The 14531-nt window shown below is 71.9% G+C and carries 17 protein-coding genes and 2 pseudogenes; 4 read left to right on the plus strand and 15 right to left on the minus strand.

Features of this window, described 5'->3' with window-relative positions; translation table 11 throughout:
• Both JYK17_RS38915 and JYK17_RS38920 read left to right on the plus strand, forming a co-directional pair.
• Positions 1-365: pseudogene (locus tag JYK17_RS38915) on the plus strand (phosphatase PAP2 family protein); the annotation flags it as partial.
• Positions 366-483: 118 nt separating this feature from the next.
• Positions 484-1305, plus strand: a complete 822-nt coding sequence (locus tag JYK17_RS38920) for a class I SAM-dependent methyltransferase (protein ID WP_222812248.1) — start codon at positions 484-486, stop codon at positions 1303-1305.
• 25 nt (positions 1306-1330) lie between these two features.
• Here JYK17_RS38920 and JYK17_RS38925 read toward each other — a convergent pair whose 3' ends face one another.
• The 13 genes from JYK17_RS38925 to JYK17_RS38985 form a co-directional block, all read right to left on the minus strand.
• Entirely contained in the window at positions 1331-1618 is a 288-nt protein-coding gene (locus tag JYK17_RS38925; protein ID WP_108006346.1) for a gas vesicle protein K, read from the minus strand.
• A 1-nt stretch (position 1619) separates the two neighbouring features.
• Positions 1620-1802 (minus strand): gas vesicle protein, encoded by a 183-nt coding sequence (locus JYK17_RS38930; protein ID WP_108006348.1) that lies wholly within the window; start codon positions 1800-1802, stop codon positions 1620-1622.
• Positions 1799-2593, minus strand: a complete 795-nt coding sequence (locus tag JYK17_RS38935; protein WP_128801498.1) for a GvpL/GvpF family gas vesicle protein — start codon at positions 2591-2593, stop codon at positions 1799-1801. The genes JYK17_RS38930 and JYK17_RS38935 overlap by 4 nt, the downstream gene beginning before the upstream one ends.
• A complete protein-coding gene (locus JYK17_RS38940; RefSeq protein ID WP_128801499.1) occupies positions 2590-2934 on the minus strand; it encodes a gas vesicle protein in 345 nt (114 codons plus the stop codon). Before JYK17_RS38940 ends, JYK17_RS38935 begins: the two co-directional genes overlap by 4 nt.
• Complete coding sequence (locus tag JYK17_RS38945; RefSeq protein ID WP_222812249.1) at positions 2931-4049, minus strand: SRPBCC family protein; 1119 nt, start codon at positions 4047-4049, stop codon at positions 2931-2933. The genes JYK17_RS38940 and JYK17_RS38945 overlap by 4 nt, the downstream gene beginning before the upstream one ends.
• A complete protein-coding gene (locus JYK17_RS38950) occupies positions 4049-4888 on the minus strand; it encodes a DNA primase (protein ID WP_146191681.1) in 840 nt (279 codons plus the stop codon). The genes JYK17_RS38945 and JYK17_RS38950 overlap by 1 nt, the downstream gene beginning before the upstream one ends.
• Positions 4885-5148 carry a gas vesicle protein GvpG gene (locus tag JYK17_RS38955; RefSeq protein WP_108006356.1) on the minus strand — a complete coding sequence of 88 codons (264 nt, stop codon included), beginning with the start codon at positions 5146-5148 and terminating at the stop codon, positions 4885-4887. Before JYK17_RS38955 ends, JYK17_RS38950 begins: the two co-directional genes overlap by 4 nt.
• Before the next feature lie 4 nt (positions 5149-5152).
• Positions 5153-5923 carry a GvpL/GvpF family gas vesicle protein gene (locus tag JYK17_RS38960; protein WP_108006358.1) on the minus strand — a complete coding sequence of 257 codons (771 nt, stop codon included), beginning with the start codon at positions 5921-5923 and terminating at the stop codon, positions 5153-5155.
• A complete protein-coding gene (locus tag JYK17_RS38965) occupies positions 5920-6354 on the minus strand; it encodes a gas vesicle structural protein GvpA (protein ID WP_108006360.1) in 435 nt (144 codons plus the stop codon). The genes JYK17_RS38960 and JYK17_RS38965 overlap by 4 nt, the downstream gene beginning before the upstream one ends.
• 49 nt (positions 6355-6403) lie before the next feature.
• A complete protein-coding gene (locus JYK17_RS38970) occupies positions 6404-6760 on the minus strand; it encodes a gas vesicle protein GvpO (protein ID WP_108006362.1) in 357 nt (118 codons plus the stop codon).
• Between the two features lie 70 nt (positions 6761-6830).
• Entirely contained in the window at positions 6831-7760 is a 930-nt protein-coding gene (ligD, locus tag JYK17_RS38975; protein ID WP_108006364.1) for a non-homologous end-joining DNA ligase, read from the minus strand.
• Positions 7757-9604 carry a transketolase gene (locus JYK17_RS38980; RefSeq protein ID WP_128801502.1) on the minus strand — a complete coding sequence of 616 codons (1848 nt, stop codon included), beginning with the start codon at positions 9602-9604 and terminating at the stop codon, positions 7757-7759. Before JYK17_RS38980 ends, ligD begins: the two co-directional genes overlap by 4 nt.
• Entirely contained in the window at positions 9604-11001 is a 1398-nt protein-coding gene (locus JYK17_RS38985; protein ID WP_128801503.1) for an NAD(P)/FAD-dependent oxidoreductase, read from the minus strand. The genes JYK17_RS38980 and JYK17_RS38985 overlap by 1 nt, the downstream gene beginning before the upstream one ends.
• A gap of 152 nt (positions 11002-11153) precedes the next feature.
• Between JYK17_RS38985 and JYK17_RS38990 the strand changes: the two genes are divergently transcribed.
• Both JYK17_RS38990 and JYK17_RS38995 read left to right on the plus strand, forming a co-directional pair.
• Positions 11154-12113, plus strand: coding sequence for an LLM class F420-dependent oxidoreductase (locus JYK17_RS38990; protein ID WP_108006371.1), 960 nt, complete (start codon positions 11154-11156; stop codon positions 12111-12113).
• A gap of 10 nt (positions 12114-12123) precedes the next feature.
• A complete protein-coding gene (locus JYK17_RS38995; RefSeq protein ID WP_108006373.1) occupies positions 12124-13215 on the plus strand; it encodes an enolase C-terminal domain-like protein in 1092 nt (363 codons plus the stop codon).
• A gap of 72 nt (positions 13216-13287) precedes the next feature.
• On the opposite strand, the gene JYK17_RS39000 is transcribed toward JYK17_RS38995, so the two are convergent.
• Complete coding sequence (locus JYK17_RS39000; RefSeq protein ID WP_108006375.1) at positions 13288-14325, minus strand: SDR family oxidoreductase; 1038 nt, start codon at positions 14323-14325, stop codon at positions 13288-13290.
• 6 nt (positions 14326-14331) lie between these two features.
• Positions 14332-14531 (minus strand): annotated as a pseudogene (locus JYK17_RS39005) (phage holin family protein); the annotation flags it as partial.

Below are 14531 nucleotides of genomic sequence, written 5' to 3' on the forward strand. Positions count from 1 at the left end.
CGCCGCGGGCCCGCCGGGCCGCCGCCCGCGGCCTCGCCTCGCTCGGCCTGGCCTCGCTGACCGTCAACACCGTATGCAAGCACTCGGTGCGCCGGTCGCGGCCCGGGCTGGGTCCCGTGCCGCTCGTGCGGCGGCTGAAGCGGCAGCCGGTCACCACCTCGTTCCCGTCCGGTCACGCCGCGTCGGCGGCCGCCTTCGCCACCGGCGTCGCGCTGGAGTCCCCGGCCTGGGGCGCGGTGGTGGCCCCGCTCGCCTGGTCGGTGGCGGCCTCCCGCGTCTACACCGGGGTGCACTTCCCGGGCGACGTGCTCGCCGGCGCGCTGCTGGGCGCGGGCACCGCCGTGGCCGTACGCGGTCTGGTGCCGCCCCACACGATGGGTCTGATGCACCGTCAGTCCACATGACAAAACGCGGGTCTCATCATTCGACATACGGGCGTACCGTGAGGCGCACCGACAGGACGTCGCGCAGAGGAGTTCAGCCATGCCGAAGCCGCAGGAGACCGCCGTATACACGCACGGGCACCACGAGTCGGTGCTGCGCTCCCACACCTGGCGGACCGCCGCCAACTCCGCGGCCTATCTGCTCGACTCGCTCAAGCCCCACATGCAGATCCTGGACATCGGCTGCGGCCCCGGCACCATCACGGCGGACCTGGCGGCGCTGGTCCCCGACGGACACGTCACCGGCGTCGACCACGCGCCGGAGATCCTGGACCGGGCCCGCACCACGGCCGCCGAACGGGGCCTGACGAACGTCGAGTTCGCGGTCGCGGACGTGCACGCCCTGGACTACCCGGACGACACCTTCTGCGTGGTGCACGCGCACCAGGTGCTGCAGCACGTCGGCGATCCGGTGCAGGCGCTGCGCGAGATGAAGCGGGTGACGAGGCCGAACGGGTTCATCGCGGTGCGCGACTCCGACTACGCGGCCATGACCTGGTATCCGGCGTCCCAGGGGATGGACGACTGGCTGGACCTGTACCGCCGGGTGGCCCGCGCCAACGGCGGTGAGCCGGACGCCGGACGCCGGCTGAAGTCCTGGGCGCTGCGGGCCGGCCTGACCGAGATCACGGCCACCACCAGCACCTGGACCTTCTCCACCCCGGACGAGCGGGCATGGTGGAGCGGACTGTGGGCGGAGCGCACGCTGGCCTCGGCCTACGCCCGACGCGCCACCGAGGGAGGCCACGCAACCCCGGAGCAACTGCAGGCCGTGTCGGACGCCTGGCGAACCTGGGGCGCCCAGGAGGACGGCTGGTTCAGCGTCCTGCACAGCGAACTCCTGTGCCGCAAGCGGGCCTGAGCGGACGGAGCCGGCACGCTTGGAGTTATTGCCTGGGCAGCAGCGGACCCAGCGGTCCGAGGTCCAGATTCAGGTCCTCGGGGCGCAGGCCGTAGCGGTCGCGCAGTTCGGCCATGCGGTCCTCCAGGAGCATCAGGGTGAGGCCGATGCGTTCCTCCTGGTCCTCGGTGAGGTCCCCCGTGTCGAAGCGGCGCAGCGCCTGGCGTTCCATCAGCTGGCGCAGCAACTCGACGACGGTCAGGACGAGTTTGATCAGGTCGCGTTCGACGGTGTCGGGTTCCAGGTCGAGCCTGTTGTCACGGCGTTCGCTCACGTCAGCTCCCCCAGGGTGACGGCACCTGCTCGTTGACCGAGCTGATCAGTGCGTTGAGGTCGATCCGGACCAGGTCGACGTCCGCGATGCGCAGAGTGATGTCCCCCTTGATGACGACCCCGCCGGCCAGCAGCCGGTCCAGCAGGTCCACGAGAGCGATCTCCCGGCGTTCGACCACGGTCACGGCTGTCCCCCCGCGGACTCTTGCGCGGACTGCTCCCCCGCGAAGGAGTAGGCGGCCCAGGGGCCGGTGAGTTCGACCCTCATCCCGGACCCGTCCGTCTTCGTCTCGTCCTTCGTGCGGTCCACCAGCTCCACGAACTCCTCGGAGGAGTCGCGGGGCACGAGATAGGCGGCGTTGAGCAGATTCCGGCCGGAGTGCCGGGACAGGGCAGGGTTCTGCGGGGCGTGCAGCCGGGAGTCCTCCGCGTACGAGGAGAGCGAGGCGTGCAGCCGGGTCGCGAACTCCTCCGCCCGCTGCCACATGTCCTCGTCCGTGCGCATCCGCGAGCGCCGTTGCCGCAGGTAGTCCCGGCCCGACGCCGGCTTCGGCGCGGCCGCGGGCGCCTCCTGCGGCTCCGCCTCCGCGTACACCTTGACGCCCCACTCCACGCGTCCCGCCAGCCGCTCCAGGGTGCGCCGGAAGTCGTCCTCGCGGGCCTCCATCATGACGCGGACCCCGCTGTCGTCCCGGAAGACGGTCGCCATCCGCAGCGGCAGCGGGGTGGTCACGACGGTGAGTGCGTCGATCACGCTCTGGTGCGCCCGCGCCGTCTCGGTCAGCCAGTCCAGGTCCTCCAGACGCCTGTGGAGCGGTTCTTCCGCGAAGTCCCGCTCCGGCACGTGGCTCACCACGGCGATCAGGCCGTGGTGCGACAGCAGTCTGGGCGGATCGCCCGCCACACCCGTCAACTGGGCCTGCAGGGGCGCGTCGAAGGGGTGGCAGACGGCGTAGACGTAACGCAGTCCGGTCATGACTCCTCCTCGCTCTCCTCGCGTGCCTCGAGCTCGTGGTCGGGGTCTAGGCGGGCCAGGCGCTCGCGCAACTCGGCGTTCTCCCGGGCGAGTTCGTCGCGGCGGGCGCGGGACGACAGGGCCGGGTCGGTCTCCCACCAGTCGATGCCCATCTCCTTGGCCTTGTCCACGGAGGCGACGATCAACCGGAGTTTGATCGTGAGCAGTTCGATGTCGAGGAGGTTGATCCGGATGTCACCGGCGATCACGATGCCCTTGTCGAGCACGCGCTCGAGGATGTCGGCGAGGTTGGCGCCCGAACCCTGTCCGTAGGGTTCGGGCATCCGGCCGGCCATGCTCATCGACGGCTCCCGCCGTCGGCGTACTCGTACTCTTCCTCAGGCGCTTCCTCGGGCTCTTCCTCGTCCTCGTACTCGTACTCACCCTCGGCGCCCTCCTCGGCCTCCTCGGGCTCGTCCTCGTACTCTTCCTCCCCACCCTCTTCCTCTTCTTCCTCTTCCTCGCCCTTGGGCTCGTCCTCGTCCTCGTACTCGGCGCTCTCCTCGTCGCCCTCGGCCGCCTCGTCCTCGTCGCGGGCTTCCTCCTCCTCGGCGACGGCGTCCTCGTGGCTGCGGACGACCTCGCTGTCGCGGATCTCGCCGCGCCAGCCGTCCTCCGCCTCGCCCTTGAGGGTGATGAAGCGGACGTAGTTCTTGAGGTCGAGACGGGCCCGGCGGCCCTGGGCGCGCCAGATGTTGCCGGTCTTCTCGAACAGGCCCTGGGGGTAGTACTCGATGACCAGCAGCACCCGGGTGAGGTTGTCGTCGAGCCGGTGGAAGGAGACGACGCCCTTCGTCGTGCCCTTGGCGCCCTCCGACGTCCACTGGATGCGGTCGTCGGGTATCTGCTCGGTGGTCTTCGCCTTCCAGCTGCGGTTGGACCAGAAGATCTTCATCTGCCAGTCGGACTCGGTGTCGTCGGAGCGGCTCGCGCTCTTGACGCCCTTGGCGAAGGTGCTGAAGTCCTGGTACTTGGTCCACTGGTCGTAGGCGGTACGCAGATCGACGCCGACGTCGACGGACTCGATGATGACGGTGGGCTTGTTGCCCCCGCCCTTGCCCTTGCCCTTCCCCTTGCCGCCGAGGTTCTTGAAAGCGCCCATGACCTTGTCCTTCGCGCCGGACGCGCCGACCTCGAGCGCCGAGCGGAGCGGGCCCTTGCCCTCGGCGACCTTGCGGCCGCCTTCGAGTGCCATCTTGGCGAAGCCGGGGCTGTTTCCCTCGGCGATGTCGGTCAGCTTGCCGGTGGTCTCGCCGAGTTTGTGGCCGAGGCCGGTGAGCAGCCGGGTCGCCTGTGCGGCGAAGTAGTCCTGCACCTCGGCCTTGAGCCGGTCGGCGGCCTCGCTGTGGGCCAGCTCCGACAGCGGGCCTGCCTTGTCCTTCGCGCCGCTCGCGGCGGAGGTCGCGGTCTCGCTCATCACTCACCGCCTCCCTTCGGCCGACGGGACCGGGCGGAACGGGTGCCGCCCCTGGGGGCGGCCGTCTTGCGGCCGGTCGTCTTCTTGGCGGCGGACTTCTTCGCCGGCGTCTGCTTGCTCGCGGTCTTCTTGGCCGGAGCCTTCTTCGCCGGCGCGCGCTTGGCCGCCGTCTTCTTGGCGGGAGCCTTCTTCGCGGCCTTCTTGGCGGTCCGGCGTGCCGGGGGCTCCTCCTCGGCCTCCGGCTCACCGCCGTCCCGCTCGTCGTCCTCGGGCTCCTCGTCCTCGTACTCCCGGTCCTCGGGCTCCTCGTCGTCCGGCTCCTCGTGCTCCGGCTCGTCGTGCTCGGGCTCCCGGTCCTCCGGTTCCTCGTCCTCGTACTCCTCGCGAGGCTCCTCTTCAGTGTCCTCCGGCTCCAGGCTCTCGTCCTGCTCGCCGTCGTCGTCCCGCCCGTCGAGTTCGAGGCCGGTCGCTTTGCCCGCGGCGCCCTTGGCCTTCTTGGCGGTTCCCCCGGCCTTGCCCGCGGTGCCCGAGAGCGTGTCGCGGACCTCGGCCGTGCGGCCGTGCAGGCGGTCGGCGAGGGCGCTGATCTGCCGCTCCACCATCGCGCCGGAGGCAGCCTTGCCGACGCCTCGCAGGTCCTCGCGCAGCTGGTCCCCGATCTCCTTGAACTGCGGATTGTTCTGCAGCTGCTGGGACACCAGGTCCGCCATCGCGCGCGGGCTCAGGTGCATACGCTTCCCGGCCACGAGCGTGCCCAGGGCGAACGCCATCTTCATCTTTTTCGTACGTCCGAGGACGTATCCGGCCCCTACCGCGAGGCCCAGTCCCACTCGGTTCATCGTGCCGTCCCGTCACCTGTGGCCCCGCCGCGGCGCAGACCGATCTCCAGCCGTTCCAGGAGTTCGTCCTCCTGCCGGTCGAACTCCTCCTCGTCGAGCTCGCCGGCCTCCAGCTGCTCCTCCAGCCGGGCCAGCTCGGCCCTGACGGTGGCGGGGTCGTAGTAGATCCGTTCCGCCTCCTGCAGCACCTGTCCGATCACCCAGCCGCTGCCGCGTACCGGCGCGAAGGGCAACAGGAACACTTCCTTGATCAGTCCCACGGGATCACTCCAGGGCTGTCTCCTGGCCGACGCCGCTCTCCGCGTGCTGGGAGGGGTCCGGCTCCACGAAGCTGTACGGCGGCAGCGGGCCGTTGACGCGCAGCTCGACATGCGGGTGGCTCCTGCGGGCCTCCTCGACCGCGGCGAGGAAGTCCTCGGCCGTCTTGCGGTCCACGAGGAACGAGACGTTGGTCAGCCACCCGGTGGACTCGGGGCCCACGCTCACGTCGGCGGCTGCCGGTTCCAGGATGCGCCGCAGCTCGGCCGCGTCCTCGCCCTCCTGTGCCTTCACGGCGCCCACGACCATCTCGCCGAGCCGCAGCTTGTCGTCGTAACTCCCGCCGCCCGACTGCCGGTTGGCCTCGGCCAGCGCGCGCAGCTCCGGGTTCTCGGACATCACGCGGTGCAGTACGGCCTCTTCGTCATGCGTGGCCTTGACGTTGTACTCGACCTTGCCCTCAAGGGCGCGCAGCCGCTCCTTGTAGTGGTCGGAGCGCTCGGCGAGCACACCCGTGACGGTGTCGTCGTCGGGGGCGACGCTGCCGAACCGCATGGGCAGCACGGCACCCGCGGCGCCCGCCTCGGCCAGCACGTTCTGGTGGGCGAGCAGGTGCTTGCGCTTGGGCTTGAGCCCCTCGGGGGCGTCGCTCACGACGGCCGCGAGGTCGCCCTCCTTGATGACGCGCACCGCGGCGGGCGGGTCCCCGACGCCCTCCATGCCCTCCGGCAGCCCGGTGTGGGAGCTGTCGGTGATGCCGTAGACGTACGTGCTCACTCCTGCTCCTCCTTCCGGCGCGAGGCGGTGGACTTGCGAGCGCGCGGCCGGGACTCCGTCTCCTTCTCGCGGCCCTCCTCACGTGACTGCTTGAACGCGTCCGAGATGGTCTCGGCGGCTCCCGAGAGCGCGCCCTTGGACTTGCCGCGAGCACCGGATTCGGTGACCTCGCCGACGATTTCGGGCAGGCCGGGGCTCTTGTTGGATCCGGACTCCAGGTCGAGGCGGTTGCACGCCTCGGCGAAGCGCAGATAGGTGTCGACGCTGGCGACGACGACACGCACATCGATCTTCAGGATCTCTATACCAACCAGTGAAACCCGTATGAAGGCGTCGATGACAAGACCCCTGTCGAGGACGAGCTCCAGTACGTCGTAGAGGCCACTGCTGCCACCTCCACCACCGGACTGTTGTGCCGGGACAACGGTCATTCCGATCGATCCTCCTTTTCTGTGTCCGTGTGAGTCGCGGAGGGGCGGCCTAGCGGCCGCCGGGCTTGTGTGCGTCGGCCCGTCCGCGTTCGTAGCGGCGGACGCGGCGGTAGCCGGTCAGTTCGCCGTCCGCGTCGAGTTGGACCTGATAGCTGCCCATCAGGCTCATCGTGTCGGGCACCCGCTCCAGCTCGAGCACCTCGACCTCGAGAGACCAGCCGTCCTCGGTTTGCTCGAAGGACGACACGGTCTCGGCCGTCATGCCGGTCAGCTCGGTGAGCTGGGCACGTGCCTGACGCAGGACCTCCATGGGGCCCGGGCGCTTGTCCACTACACCGCTTCCTCTGTCCGAATTCTGTGATTTATGCGAATCCTGAGATGCATGTGTATTTCTGGTGTCAGACATGGCCACCTCTTGTCTGCGGGTGGCCGGAATGCCGACGGCCAAACATCCACGCGAACGTTCACAGGAACCTTCAGGCCCCGCGCAGCGCGTCCAGCCTGCGCCGGGCCGGTCCCAGAGCGCGGCCGCGGCGCATGACGCCGTCCCACGGACCGGAGCCGGCCTGTTCCACGGCGTCGGCGATGGTCCAGCGCCGCGCGTGCAGGTCGGGGTCGTCCAGCTGGGACCAGGCGATCGGGGTCGCCACGGGTGCGCCGGGCAGGGCGCGCACGGTCAGCGGCGCGACCGCGGTCTGCGCGTAGGCGTTGCGCCCGATGTCGAGGTAGAGCCGGTCGCCGCGGTCCTTCTTGCGGGCGGCGGTGGTCAGCCGGTCCGGGTGGGCCTCGGCGAGGGTGTCGGCGACGTCATGGGCGAACGCGCGGACCTCGTCGAAGTCGTGCCGCCCGTCGAGCGGTACGACGAGGTGCAGTCCGCGCGAGCCGGTCGTCATCAGCCCTGAGGGCAGCCGGAGTTCGTCGAGGAGGCCGCCCAGCAGCCTGGCCGCCTCGCGCACCGCCTCGAAGTCGTCCCCCGCGGGGTCCAGGTCGAAGACCAGCCGGTCGGGCCGTTCGACGGCGTCGGTCCGGGACAGCCAGCGGTGCAGGGTGACGGCGGCCTGGTCGGCCAGGTACACGAGGGTGGCCGGGTCGTCGCACACGGTGTGGCAGACGGTGCCGCCCTCCTTCGGCACCTCGACGCGAGTGATCCACTCCGGGTAGTTCTCGGGGGTGTTCTTCTGCATGAAGCGCGGGCCGTCGAGGCCGTCGGGGTGCCGCTCCAGCATCAGCGGGCGCCCGCGCAGCTGCGGCAGCATGAGGCGGGCCGCGGACCGGTAGTAGTCGACCAGGTCCCCCTTGGTGTACTCCTTCACGTCGCCGTCGCCCGGGAAGAGCACCTTGGCGGGCCGGTGGACCCGCACCGTGCGGCGCCCGGCCCGCACGGTGCGTTCGCCGTCGTCGCTCACCGCACGACCGCCTCCTCCACCAGCAGCTTCCCGGCCGCGGCGATCGCCTCGGCGTCGATGCCCGCCGCGTGCAGCTGCTCCTCGGGGGACGCCGAGCCCGGCATCGTACGGACGGCCAGGCGCACCAGTCGTGGCACGGGCCGCCCGTCGAGGAAGGCGTCCAGGACGGCGTCGCCGATGCCGCCCTCCTCGTGGTGGTCCTCCACGGTGACCAGGCAGCCGGTCTCCTCGGCGGCCCGGCGCAGGGTGTCGCGGTCGACGGGCTTGACCGAGTAGAGGTCGATCACCCGGGCCCGGATTCCGTCCCGCTCCAGTGCCTCGGCGGCGGCCAGCGCCTCGGGCACGGTGACGCCCGCCGCGACGAGGGTGAGCCGGTCGTCCGGGGACGAGCGCAGCACCTTGCTGCCGCCGACGGCGAACTCCTCGTCGGGGCCGTAGATCACCTTGCTCTTGCCGCGCGAGGTGCGCAGATACCGGATGCCCTCGCAGTCGGCCATCGCCGCGACGAGCCGCGCGGTCTGGTTGGCGTCGCACGGGTAGAGCACGGTCGAGCCGTGCACCGAGCGCATCATCGCCAGGTCCTCCAGGCCCATCTGGGACGGCCCGTCCTGGCCGATGGCGACGCCCGCGTGCGAGCCGACGAGGTTGATGCCGGCGCCGCTGACGGCGGCCATGCGCACGAAGTCGTGGGCGCGGGTGAGGAACGCCGCGAACGTGGCGGCGTACGGCACCCAGCCGCGGGTCGCGAGCCCCACCGCCGTCGCGACCATCTGCTGCTCGGCGATGTAGCACTCGAAGTACCGCTCGGGGTGTTCCTTGGCGAAGAACTCGGAGCGGGTGGAGTCGCCCACCTCGCCGTCGAGGGCCACGACGTCGCCGCGTCCGGTGCCGAGCGCGGTCAGCGCCTGCCCGTACGCGTCGCGGGTCGCCACCTCCTCCCCCTCGTCCCAGCGCGGCAGTTCGAGATGACCGGAGCGGACGGCGTGCAACATGCGGGCGGCGGACGGCTCGTGGACCTGGACGCGCAGGTCGCGGCGGCCGCCGAGTTCGGCGATCGCCTCGTCGGCCTCCGGCAGGGGCTTGCCGTGCAGCCCCTCGCGGTCCTGGACGGCCGCGACGCCCTTGCCCTTGAGCGTGCGGGCGATGATCACGGTCGGCTGTCCGGTGGTGGAGATGGCCTCGCCGTACGCGCGGTCGACGGCGTCGACGTCATGCCCGTCGACCTCGACGGTGTGCCAGCCGAACGCCTGGAAGCGGCGGGCGTAGGCGTCGAGGTCGTGGCCGTGCCGGGTCGGGCCGCGCTGGCCGAGCCGGTTGACGTCGAGGATGGCGGTGAGGTTGTCCAGGTTCTCGTACGCCGCGTGCTCGGCGGCCTCCCAGACGGACCCCTCGGCCAGCTCGCTGTCCCCGCACAGCACCCAGACGCGGTAGCCGTTGTGGTCGAGGCGCTTGCCGGCCAGCGCGATGCCGACGCCGACGGGCAGGCCCTGGCCGAGCGAGCCGGTGGCCGTCTCCACCCACGGCAGCCGGCGCGGGGTCGGGTGGCCCTCCAGGCGGCTGTCCTGCTTGCGGAAGGTGAGCAGTTCCGCGTCGTCGATGGCACCGGCCGCCTTGTAGGCGGCGTAGAGCAGCGGCGAGGCATGGCCCTTGGACAGCACGAAGCGGTCGTTGCCGGGGTGGTCGGGGCGCTCGAAGTCGTAGCGGAAGTGGTTCGCCAGGAGCACGGCCAGCAGGTCCGCGGCGGACATCGAGGACGTCGGGTGCCCGGACCCCGCGGCATTCGACGCGCGCACGCTGTCCACGCGCAACTGCTGGGCCAGTTCGACCAGTTCGGCTGTGTTCATCAGTCTTCCTCCGCAGGGATGTCGGTGCGCGTGACGGGGCCGGGGGGTTCGCCCGGCGCGCCGCCGGACGCGTTCTTGGCGGGTTTCGCGGCGTTGTCCGGCACCCGTGGCAGTTCCGGTGAGGCGGTGTCCAGCGGGACCGACCAGGACCGTACGAGGCCCAACTGAACGGCCTGGCGCGGCAGTACGGCGTCCAGCAGCCAGTCGGCGGCGACCCGGACGCGGTTGCCGGGCATCGCCGCGAGGTGGTAGCCCCGGGTGACCGCGCCCGCGAGCGGGCCGGGCAGATGGACGCCGAGCGGGTTGGCGGCGGCCTGGACGCCGCCCAGGTCGACGACGAAGCCGAGGTCGCGATGGCGGTAGACGGTGCGCTCGCCGACGCCGAGCGAGGCGGCGACGTTGCGGGCCACGACGGCGCCGTGCCGCCAGGCGTGCTGCGCGGTCATCGGCGTGTAGCCGCCGGGGTTGTTCAGATCGGGTACCGCGGCGGCGTCCCCGCACGCGAACACCTCGGAGCGGCCCGGCACCTGGAGGTGCGGGTCGACGAGGAGCCGGCCGCGTTCCATGGGCTGGCCCACGCTCTCGACGAGGGGGTCGGGCCGTACCCCGACGCACCACACGAGGGTGCGGGTGTCGACGAACTCGCCGTCGGTCAGCAGGACTCCGTCGTGCGTGGCCTCCTTGACGGAGGTGCCCACGCGCACCTCGACGCCCCGCTCCCTGAGTACCCGGTCGGCGGTGCGCGAGAGCCGTTCGTCCAGCTCGGGCAGCAGCCGCGGCGCGACGTCGAGCAGCAGCCAGCGGGGCTTCACGCCGTTGCGCAGGGGCCGCTTGCCGACCTGCGCCTCGGTGTAGCGCTGTCCCTGCGCGGCGACCTCGGTGCCGGTGTAGCCGGCGCCGACCACCACGAAGGTGCACCGTGCGGCGCAGCTCTCCGGGCCGTCCGCGGCGGCGGCCAGCTCCATCTGCCGGGTGACGTGGTCGCGCAGGTACAGGGCCTCGGGCAGCCCCCGGAAGCCGTGCGCGTGCTCGGCGACCCCGGGGATCGGCAGCAGCTTGTTGACGCTGCCGACGGCGAGCACGAGGCGGTCGTAGGCGAGGGTGCCGCCGTCGCCCTCGGGGCCGGTGTAGTGCACGGTCCGTGCGTCGAGGTCGATGCCGTCGGCCTCGCCGAGCACCAGCCGGACGTGCGGCAGGGTCCCCGACAGGGAGACGGTCACCCGGCGCGGTTCCAGGAGCCCGGCCGCGACCTGGGGCAGCAGGGGCACGTAGAGAAAGTAGTCGGTCGGGTTGAGCAAGGTGATGTCGGCCTTGTGCCGCAGCAGCCGTGACAGGGTGCGGGCAGTGCGGTAGCCGGCGAAGCCGGCACCGACGATCACGATGCGGGGTCGACTCACGGTTCGCCTCCGGCGCTGTCGCGTACCTCGTAGGGAAGTCTTCCGCGTCCCCCCGGCCGGGGTACCCAAACGTGCGCGCGGTTTCCGCGCCGGGTGCCGGGTACCCGGGACGGCGACCAGCGTCGGACCGGAACCCACCGGAGGTACCCCCCATGCCCGAGTACGGCTACTTCCTCTCCTGCGAGGAGTTCGGTCCCGCAGACCTCGTCGAGCAGGCGAGGATGGCCGAGCAGGCCGGATTCCAGTCGCTGTGGATCTCCGACCACTACCATCCGTGGAACGGCGCGCAGGGCCAGAGCCCCTTCGTGTGGTCGGTGATCGGGGCGCTCTCGGAGGCGGTCTCGCTGCCGATCGAGACGGCGGTCACCTGCCCCACCGTGCGCATGCACCCGGCGGTGGTGGCGCAGGCCGCGGCGACGGCGGCCGTGATGACCGGCGGGCGCTTCCGGCTCGGTGTGGGCACGGGCGAGGCGCTCAACGAGCACATCCTCGGCGATGCCTGGCCGCGCGCGAGCGTCCGTATGGAGATGCTGGAGGAGGCCGTCCAGATCATGCGGCGGCTGTTCACCGGCGACGAGGTCAGCCACCACGGCACCCACTACAAAGTGGAGAACGCCCGGCTGTACACGGTCCCCGACGAGCCCGTCCCGATCGACATCTCCGGCTTCGGCCCGGCGGCCACGAACCTCGCGGCCCGCATCGGCGACGGCTACATCACGATGATGCCCGAGGAGCCGATGGTCGAGCAGTTCCGCAAGGGCGGCGGGGGCGCCAAGCCGGTCAGCGGCGGCATCAAGCTCTGCTACGGCGGCGACCGCGACGAGGCCGTGCGCACGGTCCGCAGGCTGTGGTCCAACCAGTTCCTGCCGGGCGAGATGGGCCAGATCCTGCCCACCCCGAGCCACTTCGAGCAGCTGGAGCCGCTGGTCACCGAGGACATGGTGGCCGACAAGGCCGTGTGCGGGGACGACGTCGAGGAGCACGTGGCCGCCCTGAGCGCCTTCGCCGACGCCGGCTTCGACCGGATCTACGTCAACCAGATCGGCCCCGACCAGCGCGGCTTCTTCGACTTCTACCGTACGAAGGTGCTGCCGCAGCTCCAGCAGACCTGAGGGAGCGGCCATGAAACTGCACCGTCCCGCCGTGTCCGTCTACACGGTGCCCACCGACGCGCCCGAGGCGGACGGCACGCTCGCCTGGGACTCCACGACGATGGTGATCGCGCAGGTGTCGGCGGGCGAGGCGACGGGCCTGGGCTGGACGTACGGGTCCGCCGCGGTGGCGGACTTCGTGCGCGGGCATCTCGCCCCGCTCGTCGAGGGCCGCGACGCCCTCGACATCCCCGCCACGCACGACGCGATGTGCCGCTCGGTCCGCAACGCCGGCCGGCCCGGCATCGCCGCCTGCGCCATCTCGGCCGTGGACATCGCCCTGTGGGACCTGAAGGCCCGGCTGCTCGGACTCCCGCTGGCCCGGCTCCTCGGCGTCTGCCGCGAGCGGGTCCCGGTGTACGGCAGCGGCGGCTTCACGTCGTACCACGACACGCACATGGCCGCGCAGCTGAACGGCTGGGTGCACGGGCAGCACATCCCGCGCGTCAAGATCAAGATCGGTGGGAACTGGGGCCGCGAGGTCACCCGCGACCTGTCCCGGGTGCACGCGGCCCGCCAAGTGATCGGTGCCGACGCCGAGTTGTACGTCGACGCGAACGGCGCCTACACCCGCAAGCAGGCGATACGGGTCGGTCATGCCCTCGCCGAGCAGGGTGTGGGTTGGTTCGAGGAGCCGGTCTCCTCCGACGACCTGACCGGGCTCCGGCTGGTCCGCGACGCGCTGGTGTGCGACGTGGCGGCGGGCGAGTACGGCTACGACCTGCCCTACTTCGCCCGCATGATCACGGCGGGCGCCGTGGACTGCCTCCAGGCCGACGCGACCCGCTGCGGCGGCCTGACGGAGTTCCTGCGCGCCGCCGCCCTCGCCCATGCGCACGGCCTGGAGATCTCCGCGCACTGCGCCCCGCACGTCCACGCGGCGGCGGCCGCCTCGATCCCCAACGTCCGCCACCTGGAGTGGTTCCACGACCATGTGCGCATCGAGGACATGTTCTTCGACGGGGCGCTCGACCCGACGGGCGGCATGGTGCAGCCCCTGACCGGGATCGGACACGGGCTGGAGCTGCGGACGGACGACGTGGCGAAGTACCGGGTGGCGTAGACAGGCCGACGGGGCGGCCCGCGGACCGGGTGGCGTAGACAGGCCGACGGGGCGGCCCCCGGAAGGGGCGGGCTAGCCGCGCACCCTGCGGGTCAGCCTCCCGGCCGCCACGACGCCCGCGCCGATCGCGAGGGCCGCCCCGGCGCGTGCGCGGTTGCGGGAGAGCCAGTCCTGGGCGCTGCGGGCGTGCGACTCCACGTCGAAGCGGCCGTGCGTGCCGAAGTCGCGCCCGTGCGGACCGTCCGCCGGGCTCCACAGGTTGCCCGCCTCACCGTGCTCGCCCTTGTCCTGCTGGGCCTCGAAGCCGGTGCGGGCGAGATAGCGGTCGAGCAGTCCGGGGACGGCCGCGTTGGCGAGCAGCGTGCCCACCGTGGAGCCGCCGACCCAGTACTCCCGCCGGCGCGCGTGGGACGCGGCGTGCACGATCGCGCGGGCCGCGACCTCGGGCTGGTACACGGGCGCAACCGGCCGCGCGCGCCCCGGCATCCGGCTGAGCACCCAGTCGAACTGCGGGGTGTTCATCGCCGGCAGCTGCACCATCGTCGTGCGGACACCGGTGCCGGAGTGCAGCAGTTCGCAGCGCAGCGACTCGTTGAACCCCTGGATGGCGTGCTTGGCCCCGCAGTACGCCGACTGCAGCGGGATCCCGCGGTAGGCGAGCGCGGAGCCGACCTGCACGATGGTGCCGCGGTCGCGCGGCAGCATGTGGTGCAGCGCGGCCCGGGTGCCGAACACATAGCCCAGGTACGCCACTTCGGTGACCCGGCGGAACTCGTCCGGGGTGACCTCGGTGAACGGCGCGAAGACCCCGGAGAAGGCGTCGTTGACCCATACGTCGATGTGCCCGAACGCGTCGGCGACCTGCTGGGCCGCGTCGTCCACGGCCTTGGCGTCGGCCACGTCCACCGGGACGACCAGGGCCTCGCCGCCGGCCTGCTGCACCTCGTCAGCGGCGGCGGCCAGGCCCTCGCGTCCCCGGGCCAGCAGGGCGACCCGGTCGCCACGGGCGGCGAAGGCCCGGGCCGCGGCCCGCCCCACGCCGCCGCTGGCTCCGGTCACCACGACCACCCTGCCGTGCTGCGGCTCCGATCCGTTCCGCTTCGCGAGCATCGCGCATCACGCCCGGTGGTGCGGCTGCTCGGGCTCGGCGCCCGTTTCGCCGGCTTCCGGTGCGCCTGCGCTCGGCGCGACCGGGGGGACGGGCGGGTACGGCATGCCCAGGCCGCTCGGGGGCGCGGCGGGCGCCCTGCCGCCGATGACGCGGTCGTTGTGGCCCGCACCCGCGGCGAGGTCGGCCTCGGACGGGCCCGCGGGCC

Origin of the sequence: Streptomyces plumbidurans, assembly GCF_019857225.1 — a bacterium.
GTDB lineage: Bacteria > Actinomycetota > Actinomycetes > Streptomycetales > Streptomycetaceae > Streptomyces > Streptomyces plumbidurans.